The sequence below is a fragment of the Parabacteroides hominis genome (assembly GCF_014287585.1).
In the GTDB taxonomy this organism is placed as follows: Bacteria; Bacteroidota; Bacteroidia; order Bacteroidales; family Tannerellaceae; genus Parabacteroides; species Parabacteroides hominis.
The window spans coordinates 1-19,366 of record NZ_JACOOJ010000056.1 but is presented as its reverse complement, the minus strand read 5'-3'; the positions used below and the strand labels follow the sequence as shown (position 1 = coordinate 19,366).

16 protein-coding genes are annotated in these 19,366 nt (G+C 43.2%); 7 read left to right on the top strand and 9 right to left on the bottom strand.

What is annotated here, in order from left to right; translation table 11 throughout:
* Window positions 1-274 precede the first annotated feature (274 nt).
* Window positions 275-1,030: a hypothetical protein gene (locus H8S65_RS19440; RefSeq protein ID WP_186931483.1), complete on the top strand. Its 756-nt coding sequence runs from the start codon at window positions 275-277 to the stop codon at window positions 1,028-1,030.
* A 29-nt stretch (window positions 1,031-1,059) separates the two neighbouring features.
* On the opposite strand, the gene H8S65_RS19435 is transcribed toward H8S65_RS19440, so the two are convergent.
* The 3 genes from H8S65_RS19435 to H8S65_RS19425 are packed head-to-tail and all read right to left on the bottom strand — an operon-like array spanning window position 1,060 to window position 5,624.
* Complete coding sequence (locus tag H8S65_RS19435) at window positions 1,060-2,115, bottom strand: DUF4934 domain-containing protein (RefSeq protein ID WP_186931482.1); 1,056 nt, start codon at window positions 2,113-2,115, stop codon at window positions 1,060-1,062.
* A gap of 32 nt (window positions 2,116-2,147) precedes the next feature.
* Window positions 2,148-2,912 carry a peroxide stress protein YaaA gene (gene yaaA / locus H8S65_RS19430; RefSeq protein ID WP_186931481.1) on the bottom strand — a complete coding sequence of 255 codons (765 nt, stop codon included), beginning with the start codon at window positions 2,910-2,912 and terminating at the stop codon, window positions 2,148-2,150.
* A gap of 33 nt (window positions 2,913-2,945) precedes the next feature.
* Window positions 2,946-5,624 carry a family 78 glycoside hydrolase catalytic domain gene (locus tag H8S65_RS19425; RefSeq protein ID WP_186931480.1) on the bottom strand — a complete coding sequence of 893 codons (2,679 nt, stop codon included), beginning with the start codon at window positions 5,622-5,624 and terminating at the stop codon, window positions 2,946-2,948.
* A 257-nt stretch (window positions 5,625-5,881) separates the two neighbouring features.
* Between H8S65_RS19425 and H8S65_RS19420 the strand changes: the two genes are divergently transcribed.
* Complete coding sequence (locus H8S65_RS19420; RefSeq protein ID WP_186931479.1) at window positions 5,882-8,149, top strand: outer membrane beta-barrel family protein; 2,268 nt, start codon at window positions 5,882-5,884, stop codon at window positions 8,147-8,149.
* 125 nt (window positions 8,150-8,274) lie between these two features.
* Here H8S65_RS19420 and H8S65_RS19415 read toward each other — a convergent pair whose 3' ends face one another.
* From H8S65_RS19415 to H8S65_RS21170, 4 genes are all read right to left on the bottom strand, one after another.
* A complete protein-coding gene (locus H8S65_RS19415; RefSeq protein ID WP_186931478.1) occupies window positions 8,275-8,763 on the bottom strand; it encodes a hypothetical protein in 489 nt (162 codons plus the stop codon).
* Window positions 8,764-8,987: 224 nt separating this feature from the next.
* Window positions 8,988-9,452 carry a hypothetical protein gene (locus tag H8S65_RS19410; protein ID WP_186931477.1) on the bottom strand — a complete coding sequence of 155 codons (465 nt, stop codon included), beginning with the start codon at window positions 9,450-9,452 and terminating at the stop codon, window positions 8,988-8,990.
* Between the two features lie 379 nt (window positions 9,453-9,831).
* Window positions 9,832-10,206 carry a transposase gene (locus H8S65_RS21175; protein ID WP_255489326.1) on the bottom strand — a complete coding sequence of 125 codons (375 nt, stop codon included), beginning with the start codon at window positions 10,204-10,206 and terminating at the stop codon, window positions 9,832-9,834.
* An 86-nt stretch (window positions 10,207-10,292) separates the two neighbouring features.
* Complete coding sequence (locus H8S65_RS21170) at window positions 10,293-10,436, bottom strand: transposase (protein ID WP_255489324.1); 144 nt, start codon at window positions 10,434-10,436, stop codon at window positions 10,293-10,295.
* Window positions 10,437-10,646: 210 nt separating this feature from the next.
* On the opposite strand from H8S65_RS21170, the gene H8S65_RS19400 reads away from it, so the two are divergent.
* The 4 genes from H8S65_RS19400 to clpB all read left to right on the top strand — a co-directional run bounded on the left by H8S65_RS19400 (window position 10,647) and on the right by clpB (window position 15,941).
* On the top strand, window positions 10,647-10,877 hold the full coding sequence (locus tag H8S65_RS19400; protein WP_186931476.1) for a hypothetical protein: 231 nt from the start codon (window positions 10,647-10,649) through the stop codon (window positions 10,875-10,877).
* A gap of 329 nt (window positions 10,878-11,206) precedes the next feature.
* Window positions 11,207-12,256 carry a linear amide C-N hydrolase gene (locus H8S65_RS19395; RefSeq protein WP_186931475.1) on the top strand — a complete coding sequence of 350 codons (1,050 nt, stop codon included), beginning with the start codon at window positions 11,207-11,209 and terminating at the stop codon, window positions 12,254-12,256.
* A gap of 44 nt (window positions 12,257-12,300) precedes the next feature.
* On the top strand, window positions 12,301-13,068 hold the full coding sequence (locus H8S65_RS19390) for an ADP-ribosylglycohydrolase family protein (protein WP_186931474.1): 768 nt from the start codon (window positions 12,301-12,303) through the stop codon (window positions 13,066-13,068).
* A 284-nt stretch (window positions 13,069-13,352) separates the two neighbouring features.
* A complete protein-coding gene (gene clpB, locus H8S65_RS19385; protein ID WP_186931473.1) occupies window positions 13,353-15,941 on the top strand; it encodes an ATP-dependent chaperone ClpB in 2,589 nt (862 codons plus the stop codon).
* Between the two features lie 71 nt (window positions 15,942-16,012).
* On the opposite strand, the gene H8S65_RS19380 is transcribed toward clpB, so the two are convergent.
* Window positions 16,013-16,429, bottom strand: coding sequence for a hypothetical protein (locus tag H8S65_RS19380; protein WP_186931472.1), 417 nt, complete (start codon window positions 16,427-16,429; stop codon window positions 16,013-16,015).
* 14 nt (window positions 16,430-16,443) lie between these two features.
* Window positions 16,444-17,106, bottom strand: a complete 663-nt coding sequence (locus tag H8S65_RS19375; RefSeq protein ID WP_186931471.1) for a hypothetical protein — start codon at window positions 17,104-17,106, stop codon at window positions 16,444-16,446.
* Between the two features lie 266 nt (window positions 17,107-17,372).
* Here H8S65_RS19375 and H8S65_RS19370 point away from each other — a divergent pair, with 266 nt between their 5' ends.
* On the top strand, window positions 17,373-19,079 hold the full coding sequence (locus H8S65_RS19370) for a RecQ family ATP-dependent DNA helicase (RefSeq protein WP_186931470.1): 1,707 nt from the start codon (window positions 17,373-17,375) through the stop codon (window positions 19,077-19,079).
* The last annotated feature ends 287 nt before the right edge of the window (window positions 19,080-19,366 follow it).

The window sequence follows — 19,366 nt, the reverse complement described above, 5'->3', positions numbered from 1 at the left end:
CGGGATGATTGGGAGCTATCTTTTCCGATAAACTAACCGGAAAAAGTACATTTTGGTTGGATGTTAACTCTTTAAATACTATCTTAGCCATTGCTATAATGTTTGTTTTTTTGCAACGGTAAGATACTACTTTTTACCGAAATAAACAATAGCAAAAGGGGCTGTCACACTTTTTGGACAGCCCCTTTTTTTATTCTATATCAGTTTTTATTTCAAAATTTCTTCTTTCCTTTGTTGAACTTTATTTTAATACAAATACAATTTTTTGGTGATTATGAAAGCTTTTAGAACTCTGCTTTGTGTTATTTCGTTGGCCTTTTCAGGCGTCATTGCGAATGATATTATGGCCCAAAAGGAATTGGGAGTGTTTAATTCTTTAGCTGTAGGTGTGGGTGTCGGTACTACCGGTATCGATGTGAATGTGGCAACGCCTATTACTTCCCGCTTTGCTTTGCGTGGAGGTTTTTCCATTATGCCAAATTTCAGCATGAGTACGGATGTGGATGTTGAAGTGGATGCTGTTCAAGGGATAAGTGTCCCTTCTTCAATCGATCTGGAAGGAAGTATCAAGCGGGTTTCCGGTGAATTGCTTGTGAATTATTATCCCTTTAACAAGGGCGCCTTCTTTTTGACTGCCGGTGCTTACTTTGGCGGGGGAACTTTATTAAAGATAAACGGACATAGCGATGAATTGAAGGAATTGGTTGCCGAAGCCGGTAAGGCCGGTGTTGTTATCGGCGATTATACGATTCCGGTAGACAAAGACGGTAATGTGTCAGGTGGCTTGAAGGTTTCAAATTTCCGTCCGTATGTGGGATTGGGGTTCGGTCGTGCCGTACCGAAGAAACGGCTTGGCGTGATGTTCGAACTGGGAGTCCAGTTCCATGGCAAACCGGATGTCTATACAGACTATGGCAATGTCGACAAGTTGTTGGATGAAGTCGATCCGGACGATACGTTTTCGAAAGTTATGGATAAGCTGACTGTTTATCCGGTCATGAAGATACGCCTTTGCGGACGGATTTTCTAATTCCTGAAAATGAAAGCCTGGCAGTGAAGTCAGGCTTTCATTTTTACTATAAATAAGACTGGATTGCCTTTGTTTGTCCGGTCAGGAAAAGAGTTGGCGAGTTCTTCGCCGCTTTTATAGTAACAATAGGTGTTGCTCTGAAGGTCTATGGATTGAAGTTCGGGAACTTTGCCTGTCTTGTAAAAATTATCATCCAGTCCCCCTTGTACGTTATAGGCTTTTGTCTTTTGTCGGTCGTAACAAAATGTATAGCTACGTTCCGGCAAGGTCGGATCGTAGTGGGTTGAGACCAGAAAGCGTGCCCCGATCTGCAAAGGAAGAATCTTTGCATAGTCCTCCGTGATAGCCAACTGGTTACAACTGATGAGGTAAAGCGTGTCGTTCAAGATATGGGCCGGCTGTAAGGATGGGGCCTGTACATAAACGTGCCCGTCCTTGACAGCTATTTCGGGATCCGTTTTGTGATTGATATCCATCCGTCCTAAGTCGGCTACATCCAGTTTTCGTTTCCCGACTTCTTTAAAACCGAGATCAAATTTATAGAGCCATTGTTCGAGTGTCGGAGCTTGTTTGTTTTCAGAGTTGATCAAGTCGATTGTTGCCCACAGATGGTTGTCGTAGTAAGCCATATGCCCGAAAGTTTTCCACGAAGCATCTTGAGGCAGAATGCTTTGGAAAAGGAGTTGTCCGTCGTAATCATAATAATATACCTCATGCCCGGTTCCGATTACAATGAGCCGGTCGTGGACGGGATCGACCGCATAATCTGCCAGTTCGACAGGCTGTCCTGTTTCCGGCCGGCATGCTGTTATTTGTCCGAGATACTTGCCGGAACTGTTGAAATGATATAGTTGACGGTTGCTGACGAGGAAGATGTCTTCCCGGTCGCGTTTGATCATCTTGATCTTTTTCAATGAACAAAATTCGTTCGTTTCCAAGGGAATAGCGATCACCTCCTCGGCAACATCGGATAGGCTTCCTTCCGGTTGGCATTGAGGCAAATATTTGTTGTGGATCATTCGATATCCGACCCAGCCATATAGGGCAATCAGGGTTATGAATAGTAGACTAAAAGATTTTCTCATGTTTTATTAACGGGCATATCAGTGGTTTATTATCAGTCTTGCAAGAAAACCCAGTTGTTTTCGGAGGAGATGTCTTCCCTGTACCGGAATCCTTCCCAGGTAAAACCTTTTAAGGCTTCCGGATCGGTAATCCGGTTTTTGATGATGTAACGGGTCATTTGTCCACGCGCCATCTTGGCGTAGATTACGATTGTTTCGGCTTTACCGTTTTTCCAGACTTTAAAATCCGGTGTTATTACACGGACGGATTGTTCTATCTTTTTCCAGTCGAATGATGGCTGCAGGTCCATGCTGCCTAAGTTGACCAGCAGGTTATCGTCGGCTTTCACTTCTTCAATAAGCGGTTCAGTTTGTCGGGTACGCCAGTAAGCATACATATTCCCTTCTCCTAATTCTGGCAGTTTTACATCATATTCCATCCGGTAAGGTTTGATCAGATCCAACGGGCGAAGAAGGCCATAACAAATGGAAACGAAACGCAGGTGATCCTGGGCAAAGCGGAAGTCCTCCTCTGTAAAATCTTTAGGATCGATGTTCTTGAATACGACACCCGTATATGCCAACAAGGCCTGTAGTGGTTTCTCTTCCGCAGAATGGAAATTCTGAAAACGGTTGTAACTTTCCAGCATCAGCTTAGGGCTTAGCTTTAGCATCCTGCCTAATTCTTCGGCGGGATATTGAGCCATGTGCAATGCAATTTCGATCGCTTCCCGGTTGAACCGGGGCGTCGTACCGGCAGGAGCTTTTATTTTGGATGTTCCTGCCATCGTCTTGGCCGGAGATAAGATAATATGCATACTTGTGAATATCTTTGGTTTCTGTCGGTAAAATTAGTTATTTTTTTTCATCGTGAAGGAATAATGCCCTGATTCGACTTTTACAATGCATTCTTTTCCTGTTTCCTCCAAGATTGTAATGCCTTCGGAACTCGCCAAAGGCTTGCCGTTTTCCCGGATCAGGGTACTCCCTTTTGAAGGAAGATAAACGGTTGCTTGTGCATTGACCGGAATCGATATATCCAATTTTAGCAGATTGTCTTTTTTGATCCATTCGCTTTTGATCGTGCCGTAAAGAGATTCGGTTTCTGTCCGGGCAAATTTCAGGCAGTCGACGGGTGACGGCTTGATAATGAACTGTTTGTATCCCGGATGAGCCGGATCGGGACGGATGCCGCCTACGCATTTGATGAACCAGGAAGCTATTCCCGTATAACAAGTATGAATGCGGCTCGGCACATCGACATTCCAGTATTCCGGCCAGGTCGTTTCGCCCCGTTTCAGGAAATAACCGTAGCTGGGCTCGTTCGTATCGGAAAGGCGCTGTGCCATCGTTTCGTTATATGTATGTTCTTCGGTCAGGAATTTCAGCAAGACCGGAAGGCCGGAACTTCCCATATCCAAGTACGGATGGTTGCGGATGAATTCCTCTTCGAAATGGGAAAGTACGGTTGTGTAGAGACTGTCAGGAGTAATTTTTCTCCACAGAGGGAAGGCTGTTTGTACTTGATTCCCTTCCATATATAAGCCGGTTTCTTTGTCGAAAAATTGGGACTGTATCTTTTTTTTCAGTGCGGTCAGCCTTTTTCGGTAGAGAACTGCTTCTTCGGGTTTTTCCAACCGGTCTGCGATTTGTGCGACGGTTTCCAGGTTCATGGCGTAGACACAGTTGTTAAAGAAGAACGACTCCGGTGTCCCCCCGAACTCCTTCCTTTGTTTGGGAGCCGCCCAGTCTCCCAGGAATTTACCACCTCCGGCATAGGCTTCGAGCAATCCCCATGCACTGTGCTGATACAGATATTCGAGCCATTGTTTGGCTGAACTATAAACTGTTTCCAGAATCCGTTTATCTCCGTATGTCAGGTAATATTCCCAACTGATATTCAATCCGGCACTGCTCCACATCGGTCCGCCATAATGTTCGTTTATTTGCGGGGCCGTATGATGTATCCAGCCGGTCCATTCCTGTACATCTGTCCAGTCGCGTACATGTTTGGCCAGATAGGCGGCTGAACGGTAGTTGGGAAGAGCGATCCCCCACGCTGTAGCGAAAGCGACTTCCCCGTATCCCAGCCTTTCGCGGTGCGGGCAGTCGGAGGTGTAACCTTCGGTCGTGCACATGCGATATGTCCATAAATCTGTTTCATATATCCGGTTGAACAAATCGTCGGAGCAGTTGAAATATCCATTTCGTTTCAAGTCGGTTGCAATTACATATCCTTTGATATCCGATGTGTGAGGCTTTTGTTTCAAGCCTTCGATATTGATATAGCGCCCGGCGATAAAATTGAAACGGTTGCGGAAAAATTCGCCCGGTTCTCCCCGGCAGATGTATAGGTTGCGCTGGCCGAAATCCTGCAAGGTTTCCGGATCATCGGCAACCTTGATCACTACGGTATCGCCGGCAGCCATCCCGTTCATCTTTATATCCAGCCATCCGGTAAAATTTTTTCCCATATCGACTTTATAAATTCCGGGAATCGTGTCGATTATCTTTTGTGCCGGGAGTGTTTCGATGATGCGGCTTGGTTCCATCATCTGGGCGGACAGGGTGACATTCAGGGATGTCTCTTCAGCCGTTTGCCATTGGCTGTCGTCAAAAGCAGGTCTGTTCCAATCAGTCTCGTATTTCCGGCCGTCAACACATTCGCCTCCCATATCGGAATATTGATATTTGCCGGTGTTCCGGCTATTGCTGGTACTGCATTTCCAACTGTTGTCCGTACGAATGGAGAGAAGGTTCCCGTCTTTTGTCCGGATATCGGTCTGTGCCCGCAGGGCCGGATGAATGCTGCCGGAAAAATAATTGTAGCGTGCCCAGCCGGGGCCGAACCAGATCGCAATCGTGTTCGAACCGTTTTCCAGAAGCCGGGTAATATCATAAGTGACATATAATACCCGTTTGTCCAGCCGTGTGAGGGCGGGAGCTAAAACACGGTCATCCGCTTTCTTTCCATTGACGTACAGTTCGTGATATCCCATCGAGGCAATGTGAAATAATGCTTTCTCCGCCGGTTGTGCCAGCGAGAAACTTTTCCGGAACCAGATGTGTTGTTCGGCGGGTGCTTCGGGATGCTTTATCCATAGGCTTTTCCAGTCGGAGGATGAAAACAGGCCGGTTGAGAAACTGGCGGTCGGGCTCCAACCGGTCGCTTTGTTGTCTTTGTCGAATGCCCGGACTTTCCAATAATAAGTTTGATCGGAAACGAGCTTTTTGCCTTTATAGGCGATAAGGGTGGATTGATCGGAGGAGATTGTTCCGCTGTCCCATATATCACCTTTATCCTGGTCGAGCAAGGCGGGGCTGCTGGCTATCAATAGCCGGTAGGCAGTTTGCCTTTGCCCGCGGATTTGTGCATTGTCGGACAGTTTCCAACAGAAACGCGGCGTTTCCGTGTCGATGCCTAAAGGGGCGGTTTGATATTCGCATTGCAGGTCGTATATATGCATGCTGCTTTCCGCCATACCGTAAAAGGAGAGCAAGCTGATTAGTAAAATCCAAAGTATTTTCATGGCGATAGATTAATCTGTTAAACAAAGAAAGATGATTTGTGTACAAATATAGAACTTCTCTTTGGGCTCTTACTCATCTATTTGATTATATTTTTTAGCAAAATGACAGTGGTTTTTTGTTTTTATTGTTTTAATCTCCTCTATTAATTTTGTATGTTTACGGCGTATTAGAAAATGATGGACAGCTGATTATGTCCGGTGAGTGATGAATAACCCTTGTTTAGGGAGAGTGGAAATTAATACAAACTATATATTATATGAAAGTCGGAATCGGTTTTTTACTATTATTCTATGCTGTTTCCTTGCAGGCACAGGATATCACAGGAAAGGTTACGGATAATAAAAACCAACCGGTAGACGGTGCAACCATCGTTTTGCAGGCAATAGATTCTACTTATATAAACGCCTCTATTTCAAATACGGACGGAACTTTTGTGCTGGATAGCCAGCCGGAGGAATACCGTTTGATCGTGCAACATCTCTTATACAAGACAAAAGAAATCACAGGGAAGGGCAGAGATGCCGGTGTCATTCGACTTGATCCGCAGGATTATGCTTTGGATGAGGTCGTGGTAAAAGCGGAGCGTCCTTTTGTGAAGGTGGAAGAGGGGCGATTGGGATATGATCTGTCCGTTCTTGCCGGCGACGGAGTGGTGAACAATGCCTACGAGGCTCTGACTAAGCTCCCCGGTGTAAAGGAGAGTAAAGGCGAACTTGCTTTGGCCGGCACGGGAAGCCTGACCGTTATTTTGAATGGAAAACCGACCACGATGGATGCCGGACAACTTGAGACACTTTTGCGCAATACTCCGTTGGATCGGGTGGAAAAAGCGGAAGTCATATACAGTGCGCCTCCCGAATATCACGTAAGGGGAGCTGTGATCAATGTCGTCCTGAAACGTTCGAATGATTATTCTTTCCAGGGAGAAATCAATGCCGATTATACAAACCAATATTTCAATAGCGGCGGGACGAACGGCAATTTCCGCTTATCGACGCCTAAGATGGCTTTTGATGTCATGTATGGAGCCGATAATGAAAAAAAGATGGAATATATAGATCTTTATTCCCGTCACACATTGAAAGATGAAATATACGATATCAGGCAGAACGAGCAATTGCGCAGGAAATATTGGAACCACAATCTCAGAACAGCATTCGAGTATAACTTGAATGATAAGGATAATCTCAACATCGCCTACACGGGCAGTTTTACTCCTGACCAACATAGTAACAGCCTGACCTCCGGCAATTTCCAGACAAGCAATGTCGATAAATATGTCGAAAGCCGTATGCACAACGTTACTTTGCAATATCATTCCGGATCCGGATTCGATGTCGGCGGGGATTATACGCATTATACGTCCGATAATAATCAGACTTTGCTTGCGGACTATGCGGATGGTGGCCAAAGCAGTTTCTCTATAATCGGCGGTCAAAAGATAGACCGGTATTCTATTTATGCCGACCGGAAGCGTTCTTTGGCTAAAGAGTGGGATTTGGGTTACGGTGTGTCCTATCGGTTTGCGAAAGACCGTGATTTCCAAACCTATGATAAGGTCACAGGCGATATCCCGACCGAAAATACGGATTCCCGGCTTCGCGAACATACTGCCAATCTTTATGTCTCCCTAAGTAAAAACTATGCGACCGGTACGTCGGTTTCTGTCTCTGCTACAGGAGAATATTATACCATCGGCAGTTATCGAAAATGGGCGGTCTATCCGCAAGCATCGCTGACGTATGTCAAATCTCCCAAACACGTGTTTCAGCTCTCATTATCGACGGATAAGACCTATCCGGGCTATTGGGATATGCAGTCTTCCGTCAGCCACCTGAACGGATATACCGAATTGTGGGGAACGCCGGGGTTGAAACCTTCGACCACCTATAACCTGAACGGCAATTATATCTGGAAGCAGAAATATATCTTCGGCCTGTTCCTTATGCACTCTTCCGATTATTTCGTGCAGGCAGGCTATCAGTCGACCGACCGGTTGGCTTTGATCTATAAAAATACGAACTGGAACTATATGCAGATGTGGGGAGCAAACATCATATTGCCTTTTAAAGCCGGAAGTTGGTTGGATTCACGTTTGACTTTGGTCGGTATGCAGGTTCGCCAGCGTTGTGACGATTTCTTCGATATCCCTTTCAACCGGAAGAAATGGATGTTCAGCGGTACACTGGACAACACCTTTAAAGTGAATAAGTTCGTGGCTTTCGAACTGATGGGGAGTGTACAGACTCCAATGATCCAGGGAACTTTTGACATTGAAGCGATCTATAACCTCACAGCCGGACTGAAATGGAATTTTGCCAACGATAGAATAAGCCTGTCCGCCCGTTGTAGTGATATTCTTAACTCCGGCATGCCCAATCTGAAGGTCCGCTTCAAAGGGCAATACCTGGACATGAACAACGATTTCTATTCACGCGCGTTCACTCTCCATCTCAGCTACCGCTTCGGTGGTTATAAGAAGAAAGCAATCAAAAACGTCGATACTTCAAGATTCGGGCATTAGTTGGTTTGGAAGGTTTTATAAAAATATTACTATATGAAATTTAGATGCTACTTAAATAAAGATGAGATTAAAAAAGAATACGAGCAACTTTCATTATATAAGTCGCCCGTATTCAAATTTAAATATTATGAAATAGTGAATTTGCTTTCATTAGTACCATTTCCGTCCAGATCCAAAGGAGAAGATATAAATGTTCCATCTGTTTTTTTCAAATCAGCTCCTGGATCAGTTCCATCTGCCATAAGGACATAAATGTTTGAAGCAGAATAGTAGTATTTTTTCACGAGTGTTGTGTAAATAGAAGAACAGTCATTCCAATAGCGTTCATGATTATTGTTAGAATTAACACCTCCACTTATTATAATTGCATATTTATTGGCAATATAGCGTGGTTGTATCTCGTCCTGTAAAGATAATGATGTTTCATATGGTATGAGAGGCTCAGATTTTTTATAAAGAGCACTTGGGCTATTAATCATTTCCAAATCTTCCATTTTAGGATATGTAGGAAACATTGTTGCTTCTACAACTTTAAAATTCTCACTGGAGTTAATGAATACATATTTACATTGATGAGACCAATTCTCAAAAGGTTGCTCATCTATGAAAAACATCCACGAATCTTCAGTGGTTTTTCAATATTGTATTGTTATAACTTGTCACCTCATGTTTTTAGGCAATAATGTTTTAGTCACAAATATTTCAAGACTATCAAGTGATTTGGTAATAACCTTGTTTTCTAATATATTGAAAGCCTCATGTTTTGTTATTTGAGCATTTGTTATATGACAACAAAAGCCCAAATATAATATGGTTAAAATAATGTTTGTTTTCATAACTAATTTTCATTGATGATATTATTAACTTTTGTAATCCCCATATCTTCTTTAAACGAGACCTTGAACGAGATAGATAATTCTTTTATCTGAATCGTATACTCTACCCCAGTTGTTAATTTGTTGATGTCAAAACTTATATTTCGATCACAGATACAATTTGCAGACTCGCCTGTTGTTTGTAATGTGATTGATATAACGTTATTTTCATCTAAGTTAGCTATGCCCTTAATATTAGTAACGCCACAATTTATATTTGCGTTGTAAAGGGTGACATGCATGGTATGAGCATCGATAAATGAACATTCGGCATATTCGTTATCAAACACAGATTTAAGTCCTTTAGCGCATTCCGTATAGGATAAATTTTGCAGTAAAGGTTTATCTGCGTAATTTTCATCATTCTGACAAGAAAAAGAAAGCATCCCAGTAAGGATAGCTCCTGCAAATAGATATATTCTTTTCATATTGCTTATTATTTATAAAAAGATTAATAAATTTTATATCAACTCTGGAATGCCAATATCTGCACGGCTATTTTACCCTCCTTACTTAAACCGTCGTTTTTTATGACAATGATTATAAATTATATTTATTAGGTTTTTCGTCTAAAGTTAAGAATACTTATTTATAAAAGAATTTTTCTGTGATTTTTTCTTCTGTATTTTTTAATTGTTTAGCTATTATTAACAACTTAATCTTAGAAGCTGTTTTGAAATCATTCAATATATTTGTTAAGCATGATCTGTATGAAAGCCAGTTGTACCATTGATTCAGCATTCTCCACAAGATATTCATAATCGATGGTCAACTTGCTGAAATTCTCCAGCCAAGAGAAAAATCTTTCTACAATTCATCTTTTAGGCAAGACAGAGAATTTGGTTGGACACTCGTCTGATCTGAGCACGACTTCAACCACCCAACCGAATTTATCAGCCACCCAATCCCCAAGCGGTCCTTGGTAATCTCTATCGGCAAGTATCTTGAAGCCCCCTTGCTATCGTGGAGGTTGGTCTCTTGGACAGCTACAGCAAGAGGAAGTCCAAGTGTGTCAACCACAATATGTTCCTTCCTGCCTTTAACCTTCTTGTTTTCATCAATTCCCTTACATGAAGGATCGGCATAATGAGAGGTCTTAACGCTACTGGAATCGATAATACCTATACTGGGACTTTCCTCCCGACTAACAAGTTGGCGGGCAAGAGAATGAAGAGTGTCCATGATATCTTCGATCACTCCCTTTATTTTCATTAGCGGAAGTAATAATAAACGGTTTGCCAAGGGCTGAATTCCCTTGGAAGCATCCTTTATTGACAGCCTGTTTTATTAATGTAGAGGATAGCGTCCATTATCTCTCTGAGAGAATGTTTTCTTGATCTTTTTTGTGCATTGATTATTTTTTCGATAACTTGCCACTGTTTATCAGTAAGGTTAGTTGAGTAAGATGTCATAACTTTAGTTGATTATTAATTATAAAGTTATGAATAATATCCGATTAACCTGCTGATATTCGATAATTTGGTCGTTGTGTAGCATTATTTTTGACTCATTTCAAAACAGCTTCTTAAACAAGAGTGTCAATCACTATATTACATTCTTCAATTAGTATATTATCCATCCCTTATTGTAAATAAAAGATTATTTTACATTTGGACACCTTCATGGTGACACTATTCGGAAGTCTCTTCTTAGAGGGTAAAAAACGGCTTTTTTTATTTATTTGCCGGTTTATTGCCGTGAAGACGGTCTTCATCGCTCTGATGAGGGACTTCGTCGCCATGAAGACGGTCGTCATTACTGACTATCATGGACCTCACGGCAACGACGACCGTCTTCACGGAGAAAAACTGCGCACCTCACGGGAAAAAGGGTGGAAAAATCCTTTGGCGTAAACGGGAAGTGTTCCGTTTTGTCCGGGAATATTCGATTCTCCGGAAGTTAAGATTTACCACATTGTTACATTTATTACATTTAGACTGACAAAATAGAAATGGTATATGGATGAGATGCCCGCTTCATGATGCCTGTTGTTACCTTGTAAATGCCTGAGTCGGGCAAAATGTAAGAATAATATGAGCAGGAATTTCCGGTGAAATAGAAAAATGGCGCGAAGAGGGGTTATTGTTTATTTTTTCTTGTTACAAGTTGTTCCGGCTGACTGAAACTATCATTCTCATATCCCTGTTATAAGTATAGTTTAGACATATTTAAAATTATAGTTATGACAAGAAGAAATAAGTTAGCCGCCTTTTCTGTGGCAGCTTTAGGCATGATGTTTTTTGCAGAGCAAGGCAATGCCTGTACACGTGCTGTTTACCTGGGGCCGGATGATATGATCGTGACCGGGAGGACGATGGATTGGAAGGAAGACCCGCAGTCGAATATTTATCTTTTCCCGCGGGGGATGGAGAAACGGGGAGGGATTACGGACAATTCGGTAATGTGGACTTCCAAATACGGAAGTGTTGTGACGGCAGGATATGATATCGGGGTTTGTGACGGCATGAATGAAAAAGGGTTGGTGGCAAACCTGCTTTTCCTGACCGAATCTTCCTATCATCGTCCGAATGATCATCGTCCGGTGATGGGACTGAGCATCTGGACACAATATGTTTTGGACAATTTTGCGACGGTGGACGAAGCAGTGAATGAACTGAGCCGGGAACTTTTCCGTATCGATGACCCGGATTTACCCAACGGGGCCAAATCGACTTTGCACCTTTCAATTTCGGACGCGACAGGGAATAGCGCCATCTTTGAATATATCAACGGCAATCTGATTATTCATGAGGGGCGCGAGTGTCAGATAATGACCAATTCCCCAACCTATGACAAGCAATTGACTTTGAATGATTACTGGAAACAGATTGGCGGTCTGGTCATGCTGCCCGGAACAAACCGTGCCTCCGACCGCTTTGTCCGTGCATCGTTTTATATCCAGGCACTGCCGCAAACTGGTAATTTCCGGCAGGCTGTCGCCGGTGTTTTCAGTGTGATGCGTAATGTTTCGGTTCCCTTAGGAATCTCTATCCCTGAACAGCCCAATATCGCTTCAACCCGTTGGCGTACGGTGGCAGATCAAAAGAATAAAGTGTACTATTTCGAATCAACGCTTAGTCCCGATATTTTCTGGATCGATTTCAAAGGCCTGGATTTTAGGGCTGGAGCTCCGGTGAAGAAGCTGACTCTCACGAACGGAGAGATTTATGCAGGCAATGCCGCCGGAAAGTTTCAGGCAGGAAAATCACTTCATTTTCTGTTTGGGATATAAGAAACTGTTTTGTATTTTTATATCCAAATAAAAAAGAGAGCAATATGATAGGAGCAATAGCCGGGGATATTGTCGGTTCCGTATATGAGTTTGATAATATAAAGACAACGGCTTTTCCGTTATTTACCAGGAAAAGCAATTATACGGATGATACGATTATGACGGTCGCCGTGGCCGACTGGCTATTGCATGGAGGGAATCTGGTGCAAGTTATGCACCGTTACGGCAGGGAGTTCCCGTGTCCGATGGGTGGCTATGGAGCACGTTTCGGGCAATGGCTTTGTGAAACGAATCCGCAGCCTTATAATAGTTGGGGCAATGGTTCGGCTATGCGGGTTAGCGCAGTGGGATGGATCTTCGATTCGTTGGAAAAGACGTTGCAAGTGGCTGAAGAGACGGCTGCCGTTTCCCATAACCATCCGGAAGGGATCAAGGGGGCTCAAGCTGTGGTTGCCGCTATCTATCTGGCCCGTACAGGAAAAAGCAAGCAAGCTATCCGGGAATATATTGAAGCGACTTTCTTCTATGATTTGAATTTTACCTGTGACGAAATCCGGCCGGATTATCACTTTAACCCAAGCTGTCAGGGGACCGTCCCGGAGGCGATCGTCGCCTTTTTGGAAAGTACGGATTTTGAAACTGCAATTCGTTTGGCCATTTCTCTCGGTGGTGATTCAGACACGTTAGCCTGCATTACGGGAGGAATAGCAGAAGCCTTTTATGGAATATCCGAAGACTGGAAAATCGAAGTGTTGAGACGGCTACCGGAGGCTTTTGCCGAAGTTATTGAAGAGTTTTATCGAAAAATATGATTATCGGATTTTTTCGTATATCTACGATATTCTTTATTGATGATCAAGAGTTAAGTATAAAAAGCCCCATCTCGACAAGGCAGAAGTAAACCTTTTTCCCTGCCGCCTTGTTCTTTTCCCGAAAACATGTAAAAAACGGCGTGAAATGAGACTGTTCGACAGGCTCATTAAATGCAAAACTTTAAAATATGTGACAAAATGGCATATATTGTTTCTGGTACTTGTTTTGTAGGAATGTATGTGAAAATTAGAAATAAAAATAGAATAGAAAGGAGTATAACTATATGAATTTAAACAATTTTACAATTAAAGCACAGGAAGCCGTTCAGCAGGCCGTGCAACTTGCTACTCAGAACGGGCAGCAGGCGATCGAAGCCGTACATTTGCTGAAAGGTGTCATTATGACGGGCGAAAGTGTGACCAATTTCATCTTTCAGAAACTGGGTGTCAATATCCAGAATCTGAACCGTGTGTTGGATGCACAGATCAGTTCGTTGCCGAAAGTATCAGGCGGAGAACCTTACCTGTCGAGTGAAGCGAATGCCGTTTTGCAGAAAGCAATCGACTATTCATCCAAAATGGGAGACCAGTACGTTTCTCTGGAGCCGATCATTTTGGCCTTGTTCACGGAAAAGAGCACAGCTTCCCAGATTCTGAAAGATGCCGGTGTGACGGAAAACGAGTTACGCCAGGCCATTGAAGAGTTGCGGAAAGGAAATAAGGTAACCAGCCAGTCTGCCGAAGATACATATGATGCGCTGGGTAAATATGCAATCAACCTGAACGAACGTGCCCGTAGCGGCAAGTTGGACCCGGTGATCGGCCGAGACGACGAAATCCGCCGTGTACTTCAGATCCTGAGCCGCCGTACGAAAAACAACCCGATCCTGATTGGCGAACCGGGTGTCGGTAAGACGGCGATCGCCGAAGGTCTTGCACATCGTATCGTGCGGGGCGACGTGCCGGAGAACTTGAAATCGAAACAGATTTTCTCTTTGGATATGGGGGCTTTGGTTGCCGGAGCCAAATATAAAGGTGAATTTGAAGAACGTCTGAAAGCCGTAGTCAATGAAGTGACTAAATCGGATGGGGAAATCATTCTTTTTATCGATGAGATCCATACATTGGTCGGTGCCGGCAAGGGCGAAGGCGCAATGGATGCCGCCAATATCCTGAAACCAGCTTTGGCCCGTGGCGAATTGCGTTCGATCGGTGCTACGACACTGGATGAATATCAGAAATATTTTGAGAAGGACAAGGCGCTCGAACGTCGTTTCCAGATTGTTATGGTAGACGAACCGAACGAATTGGATGCCATTTCCATCCTGCGTGGTTTGAAGGAAAAATACGAGAACCACCATAAGGTCCGTATCAAAGATGATGCAATCATCGCCGCCGTCCAACTGTCTACACGATACATCACCGACCGGTTCCTTCCCGATAAGGCGATCGATCTGATGGATGAGGCCGCAGCCCGCCTGCGTTTGCAGATCGACTCCGTGCCGGAATCCCTCGATGAGGTATCCCGTCGTATCAAACAGCTGGAAATCGAACGTGAAGCGATCAAGCGTGAAAACGATAAAGGAAAACTGGAACAACTCAATAAGGAAATTGCCGACCTGAAGGACGAAGAAACGAAACAGAAGGCCCAGTGGCAAAGTGAAAAAGAGCAGATCAACAAGATCCAGCAGAATAAGATCGATATCGAAAACCTGAAGTTTGAAGCCGATAAGGCCGAACGTGAAGGCGACTACGGTAAAGTAGCCGAAATCCGTTACGGAAAGATCAAACAGAAGGAAGAGGAAATTGAGGAAGTCCAGGAGAAACTGAAGACGATGCAAGGAGCCGCCGCCATGATCAAGGAAGAGGTGGACAGCGAAGATATAGCCGATGTGGTATCTCGTTGGACGGGAATCCCTGTCAGTAAGATGATGCAGAGCGAAAAGGAAAAATTGCTCCATCTGGAATCCGAATTGCATACGCGTGTGATCGGGCAGGAGGAAGCTATCAGTGCTATTGCCGATGCCGTGCGCCGTAGCCGTGCCGGGTTGCAGGATCCGAAACGACCGATCGGTTCATTTATTTTCCTCGGTACGACGGGTGTCGGCAAGACAGAACTGGCCAAAGCGTTGGCGGAATATCTGTTCGACGACGAGAATATGATGACCCGTATCGACATGAGTGAATATCAGGAGAAGTTTAGCGCGACTCGTCTGATCGGTGCGCCTCCGGGATATGTCGGATATGATGAAGGCGGCCAGTTGACGGAAGCTATCCGCCGTAAACCTTATTCGGTCGTTCTGTTTGATGAGATTGAGAAGGCCCATCCGGATGTTTTCAATATCCTCTTGCAGGTGTTGGATGACGGCCGTCTGACCGACAATAAGGGACGTGTCGTCAACTTCAAGAATACGATCATCATTATGACCAGTAACATGGGTTCGTCCCTGATTCGTGAAAACTTCGAGAAGATGACACCCGAAACACACGATCAGGTAGTGGATGAAACGAAGATCCAGGTGTTGGAATTACTGAAGAAGACGATCCGTCCGGAGTTCCTGAACCGTATCGACGACATCATCATGTTTACGCCGCTCAACGAAGAAGAGATCCGCAAGATCGTCACCGTTCAGCTGAATAGTGTGAAAAAGATGTTGGCTCAGAACGGTATTGCCCTGGAATTTACAGATGCAGCTCTGGCGTTTATCTCGGACAAAGGGTTCGATCCGCAGTTTGGCGCCCGTCCTGTAAAACGTGTTATCCAGAAATACGTGCTGAACGAACTGTCCAAAGAATTGTTGGGCGGAAAAATCAACAAAGACCGCCCGATCACAATCGACAGCGACGGCGCAACTTTGGTCTTTAAGAACTAAAGATGGTTTGATTGATATATATTATGTGAAAGGCTCTGCTCCTGAAAAGGAGCAGGGCTTTTTGGGGTTTCTTAGTACAATTCATCTGGAACATCTATATCTTCTGGATTTGCACGTTCAAATACATGAATGTTATTAGGTATAATTTCATTTTTTATATTTAATCTTTTGTAGTCTGAAGAAAAGCTCCATGTCTCAATTAATGACTGTTTTCCAAAAAAAGGATCAATGCTTGTAATATACTGATATATGATTATGCCATTTTTCCTTCCTGCATATTGAAAAAAATGACCATTAATATCATATCCTTTATTATCAGATTCCCAACATCCCTGCTCGTTAAATGATATATACATATCTGCACGCATCGGTCTACCTTTGACTTTTGTTTTAATATCAATAGCCGCTACACTTTTGTAATAATATGTCTGACTATTTGATATTGTTGATATTAAAAATATACAAAGTAAAAATACAATTTTTCTCATAACCTATCCCTTTCTTATTTAGATTTATAATGTTCTACATATCCTTTCCCTAAACAATTCTCACATGTGCCATGAGTATGACGTTCACTATATTTACCACATATTTCGCAATACTCTATAGATGTGACTTGCCCACCTGTGAAATTTGTTCCTGGCTGTGTGTGAGGACTTCTCCCAGATCCTTTACATACAGGACAAACTTCTTTTACAATTTTACCTACTGCATTTTTAGGATTATCTATAGTTGGAGAGATGGGTGCTATGATTCTATTGGTTCTTTTTGTATAATAAGATGTATAAGTGCCTGAATTAGGAATACTTTTTTCATATACAAGTATCTTTCCATTATCCTCGATTTTAATGTTAATTCTATTGAAATCGTTCGAGACATAATAATAAGCTTTTCCCCAATAAGATGGACCATAATAAATTTTTATATTAGCTGTTTCTTTGAGTAGTTGTAAAACACCATTTTCTACAGTATATCCTTTATTGTCAGAATCATAACATCTATCGCTGATAAAAGTGATAAATTGCCCACTATAGTCCCCTTTGTTAGTCTGTTTGTTTATAACAATTTTAGTCTGTTTGTAGTAATAAGTTTGTCCTATGGCCAAAATATTCACAAACAAAAATAATAATAGAAATGAAATTTTATTTCTTCTATTTATTATCATATTGGAATTTGTTAAGTTAGTAATCTTGTTTAAAAATATAATTATTATCCCATGCAAATGAACTATTCGACAATTTTAAGTTGATAAACTGTTGCAAGTTATTGAAAATATCTTGAAAAGCAAGGAGTATTAGAAAAAATATTTGTGTAAACCGGATGTGAAAGTCGTATTTAATATGGAACAGATGAAACTGGGAATGTGATTTCAACGACAGGCGTTTCTTTGTTGACGTGTATTATTCTATCTTTGCAGAAACGTTCGATAATATGCACAATCCATTACAAGTTCTGAAGCACTACTGGGGCTATGACGGGTTCCGACCGGGACAGGCGGAAGTCATAGATAGTATCCTGTCCGGGCATGATACATTGGCGCTTATGCCGACGGGAGGTGGTAAATCTATTACTTTCCAGGTTCCGGCATTGGCGATACCGGGTATTTGCCTTGTGATCAGTCCGCTTGTCGCTTTGATGAAGGACCAGGTGAAGAACCTGCAAAAGCGAGGGATTTTGTCGGCGTTTATCAGTTCGGAAATGCAGCATTGGGAGATTTTGCAACAACTGGATAATTGCATCTTGGGAGATTATAAGTTTCTTTATATCGCCCCCGAACGGATATCTTCTGATCTCTTTCAGGGAAAATTAAAGTTTTTGTCTGCAAAAGTGAATTTCTTGGTTGTGGATGAGGCTCATTGTATCTCACAGTGGGGGAATGACTTCCGCCGGGATTATCGTCTCATCGCTGATATTCGTGATGCCATTCCCCGTGTTCCGGTAATAGCCGTTACGGCTTCTGCTACGGCTTCTGTAGTCGCAGATATCTGCGAACAGCTTCATTTTCGTCGGGGATACAAGGTTTTTAAGACCTCTTTCGAGCGGAAAAACCTTTCCTTCGTGGTTCGTAAAACGGATAATAAATTGATGGAGATTTGTCATATTTTATCTTCCGTCCCCGGTTCCGCAGTGATCTATAGCCGTACTCGCAAAGGTGTAGAAGAGTATGCCGGAAAGCTACGTGCAGCAGGCATCTCGGCCGAATATTTCCATGCAGGATTGGAATCGACCATAAAGACAGAGCGGCAGACTGATTGGCAGAAAGGGAATATTCGTGTATTGGTTGCCACTAATGCGTTTGGTATGGGTATTGATAAAGGGGATGTCCGCTTGGTTATCCATACGGAGTTCCCCGATTCGATGGAAGCCTATTACCAGGAGGCGGGGCGTGCCGGTCGTGATGGAAAACGGGCCTATGCCGTGGCTTTGTTGGGACCGCAGGATATTACAGACATAAAGGGGCGTCCTTCCAAAACTTTCCCTACAATCGAGTATATCAAGCGAGTATATGAGGCTCTTTGTAACCGCTTTCAGATTGCAGAAGGAGATGGGGAAGGGGCTGTCGTTTATTTGGAAGAACAACAGTTTTTGCGGGATTGGCATTTCGATAAGGGGCGTTTGCGTGCTTCTCTTGAAATATTGTCTTTGTCGAACTATCTCCGGTTCGAACCCTATCCGGATACCCATCCTTATTTAAGGTATGACCAGCCCCGTTGGACGCTTGACCGCTTTCTTGAAGATGATTCTCCGGCTGCCCAAATAGTTGTTGCTGTCCTGAGGAATTATGAAGGGCTTTTTTCCGATGGCGTGTTTGTCAGTATAGATCTGTTGGCAAGAAAGACCGGATTGGATTCTTTGCAGGTTGCGAAAGTATTGGGTTATCTTCGGAACATCGGTTTTTGCTATGTCCCTCCCCGCAAGAATCCCCGGATCACTTTTAAGATGATCCGCGTTCCGCTGGAACGCCTTTCTATTTCGACAGCTTCTTACGATGACCGTTTGGCTGCTTTCAAAATGCGAATCGAAAAGGTAGTGGAGTATCTTGAGACTCAAGGTTGCCGCCAGGAGTTTATTTCCGAATATTTCGGCATGGAGGGGACGCGATGCGGGTGTTGTGATAATTGCTTGCGAAAAGTGTGATATTACCGGGCAATCCAAAATCATCTTACGAAGGAATACGGATTCGGCTTTTATCAAAATGTCACTACCATCCCGTCAAAATCGGATTGATTTTTTGGGGGTACCTGCATGGATAACGAATATTTTTGTCTATGTTTGCAGTATCTATCAACCAAAAATTAAAAAGATACCTTAGTTTTGGCAGATAGGATTTCGATAAGATAAAAAAGATAGATTTGTAATATGTCAAACAATTGAAAGAAAGGAAGACAAAGAGTGAACCAGTAAAAAGATGGAATAAGATTCAT

Excerpts from the sequence above, each read along its gene's own strand:
- H8S65_RS19440 (WP_186931483.1), top strand. The coding sequence starts at position 275 with ATGAAAGCTTTTAGAACTCTGCTTTGTGTTATTTCGTTGGCCTTTTCA.
- H8S65_RS19435 (WP_186931482.1), bottom strand. The coding sequence starts at position 2,115 with ATGAGAAAATCTTTTAGTCTACTATTCATAACCCTGATTGCCCTATAT.
- yaaA (WP_186931481.1), bottom strand. The coding sequence starts at position 2,912 with ATGCATATTATCTTATCTCCGGCCAAGACGATGGCAGGAACATCCAAA.
- H8S65_RS19425 (WP_186931480.1), bottom strand. The coding sequence starts at position 5,624 with ATGAAAATACTTTGGATTTTACTAATCAGCTTGCTCTCCTTTTACGGT.
- H8S65_RS19420 (WP_186931479.1), top strand. The coding sequence starts at position 5,882 with ATGAAAGTCGGAATCGGTTTTTTACTATTATTCTATGCTGTTTCCTTG.
- H8S65_RS19415 (WP_186931478.1), bottom strand. The coding sequence starts at position 8,763 with ATGTTTTTCATAGATGAGCAACCTTTTGAGAATTGGTCTCATCAATGT.
- H8S65_RS19410 (WP_186931477.1), bottom strand. The coding sequence starts at position 9,452 with ATGAAAAGAATATATCTATTTGCAGGAGCTATCCTTACTGGGATGCTT.
- H8S65_RS21175 (WP_255489326.1), bottom strand. The coding sequence starts at position 10,206 with ATGGACACTCTTCATTCTCTTGCCCGCCAACTTGTTAGTCGGGAGGAA.
- H8S65_RS21170 (WP_255489324.1), bottom strand. The coding sequence starts at position 10,436 with ATGACATCTTACTCAACTAACCTTACTGATAAACAGTGGCAAGTTATC.
- H8S65_RS19400 (WP_186931476.1), top strand. The coding sequence starts at position 10,647 with ATGGTGACACTATTCGGAAGTCTCTTCTTAGAGGGTAAAAAACGGCTT.
- H8S65_RS19395 (WP_186931475.1), top strand. The coding sequence starts at position 11,207 with ATGACAAGAAGAAATAAGTTAGCCGCCTTTTCTGTGGCAGCTTTAGGC.
- H8S65_RS19390 (WP_186931474.1), top strand. The coding sequence starts at position 12,301 with ATGATAGGAGCAATAGCCGGGGATATTGTCGGTTCCGTATATGAGTTT.
- clpB (WP_186931473.1), top strand. The coding sequence starts at position 13,353 with ATGAATTTAAACAATTTTACAATTAAAGCACAGGAAGCCGTTCAGCAG.
- H8S65_RS19380 (WP_186931472.1), bottom strand. The coding sequence starts at position 16,429 with ATGAGAAAAATTGTATTTTTACTTTGTATATTTTTAATATCAACAATA.
- H8S65_RS19375 (WP_186931471.1), bottom strand. The coding sequence starts at position 17,106 with ATGATAATAAATAGAAGAAATAAAATTTCATTTCTATTATTATTTTTG.
- H8S65_RS19370 (WP_186931470.1), top strand. The coding sequence starts at position 17,373 with ATGCACAATCCATTACAAGTTCTGAAGCACTACTGGGGCTATGACGGG.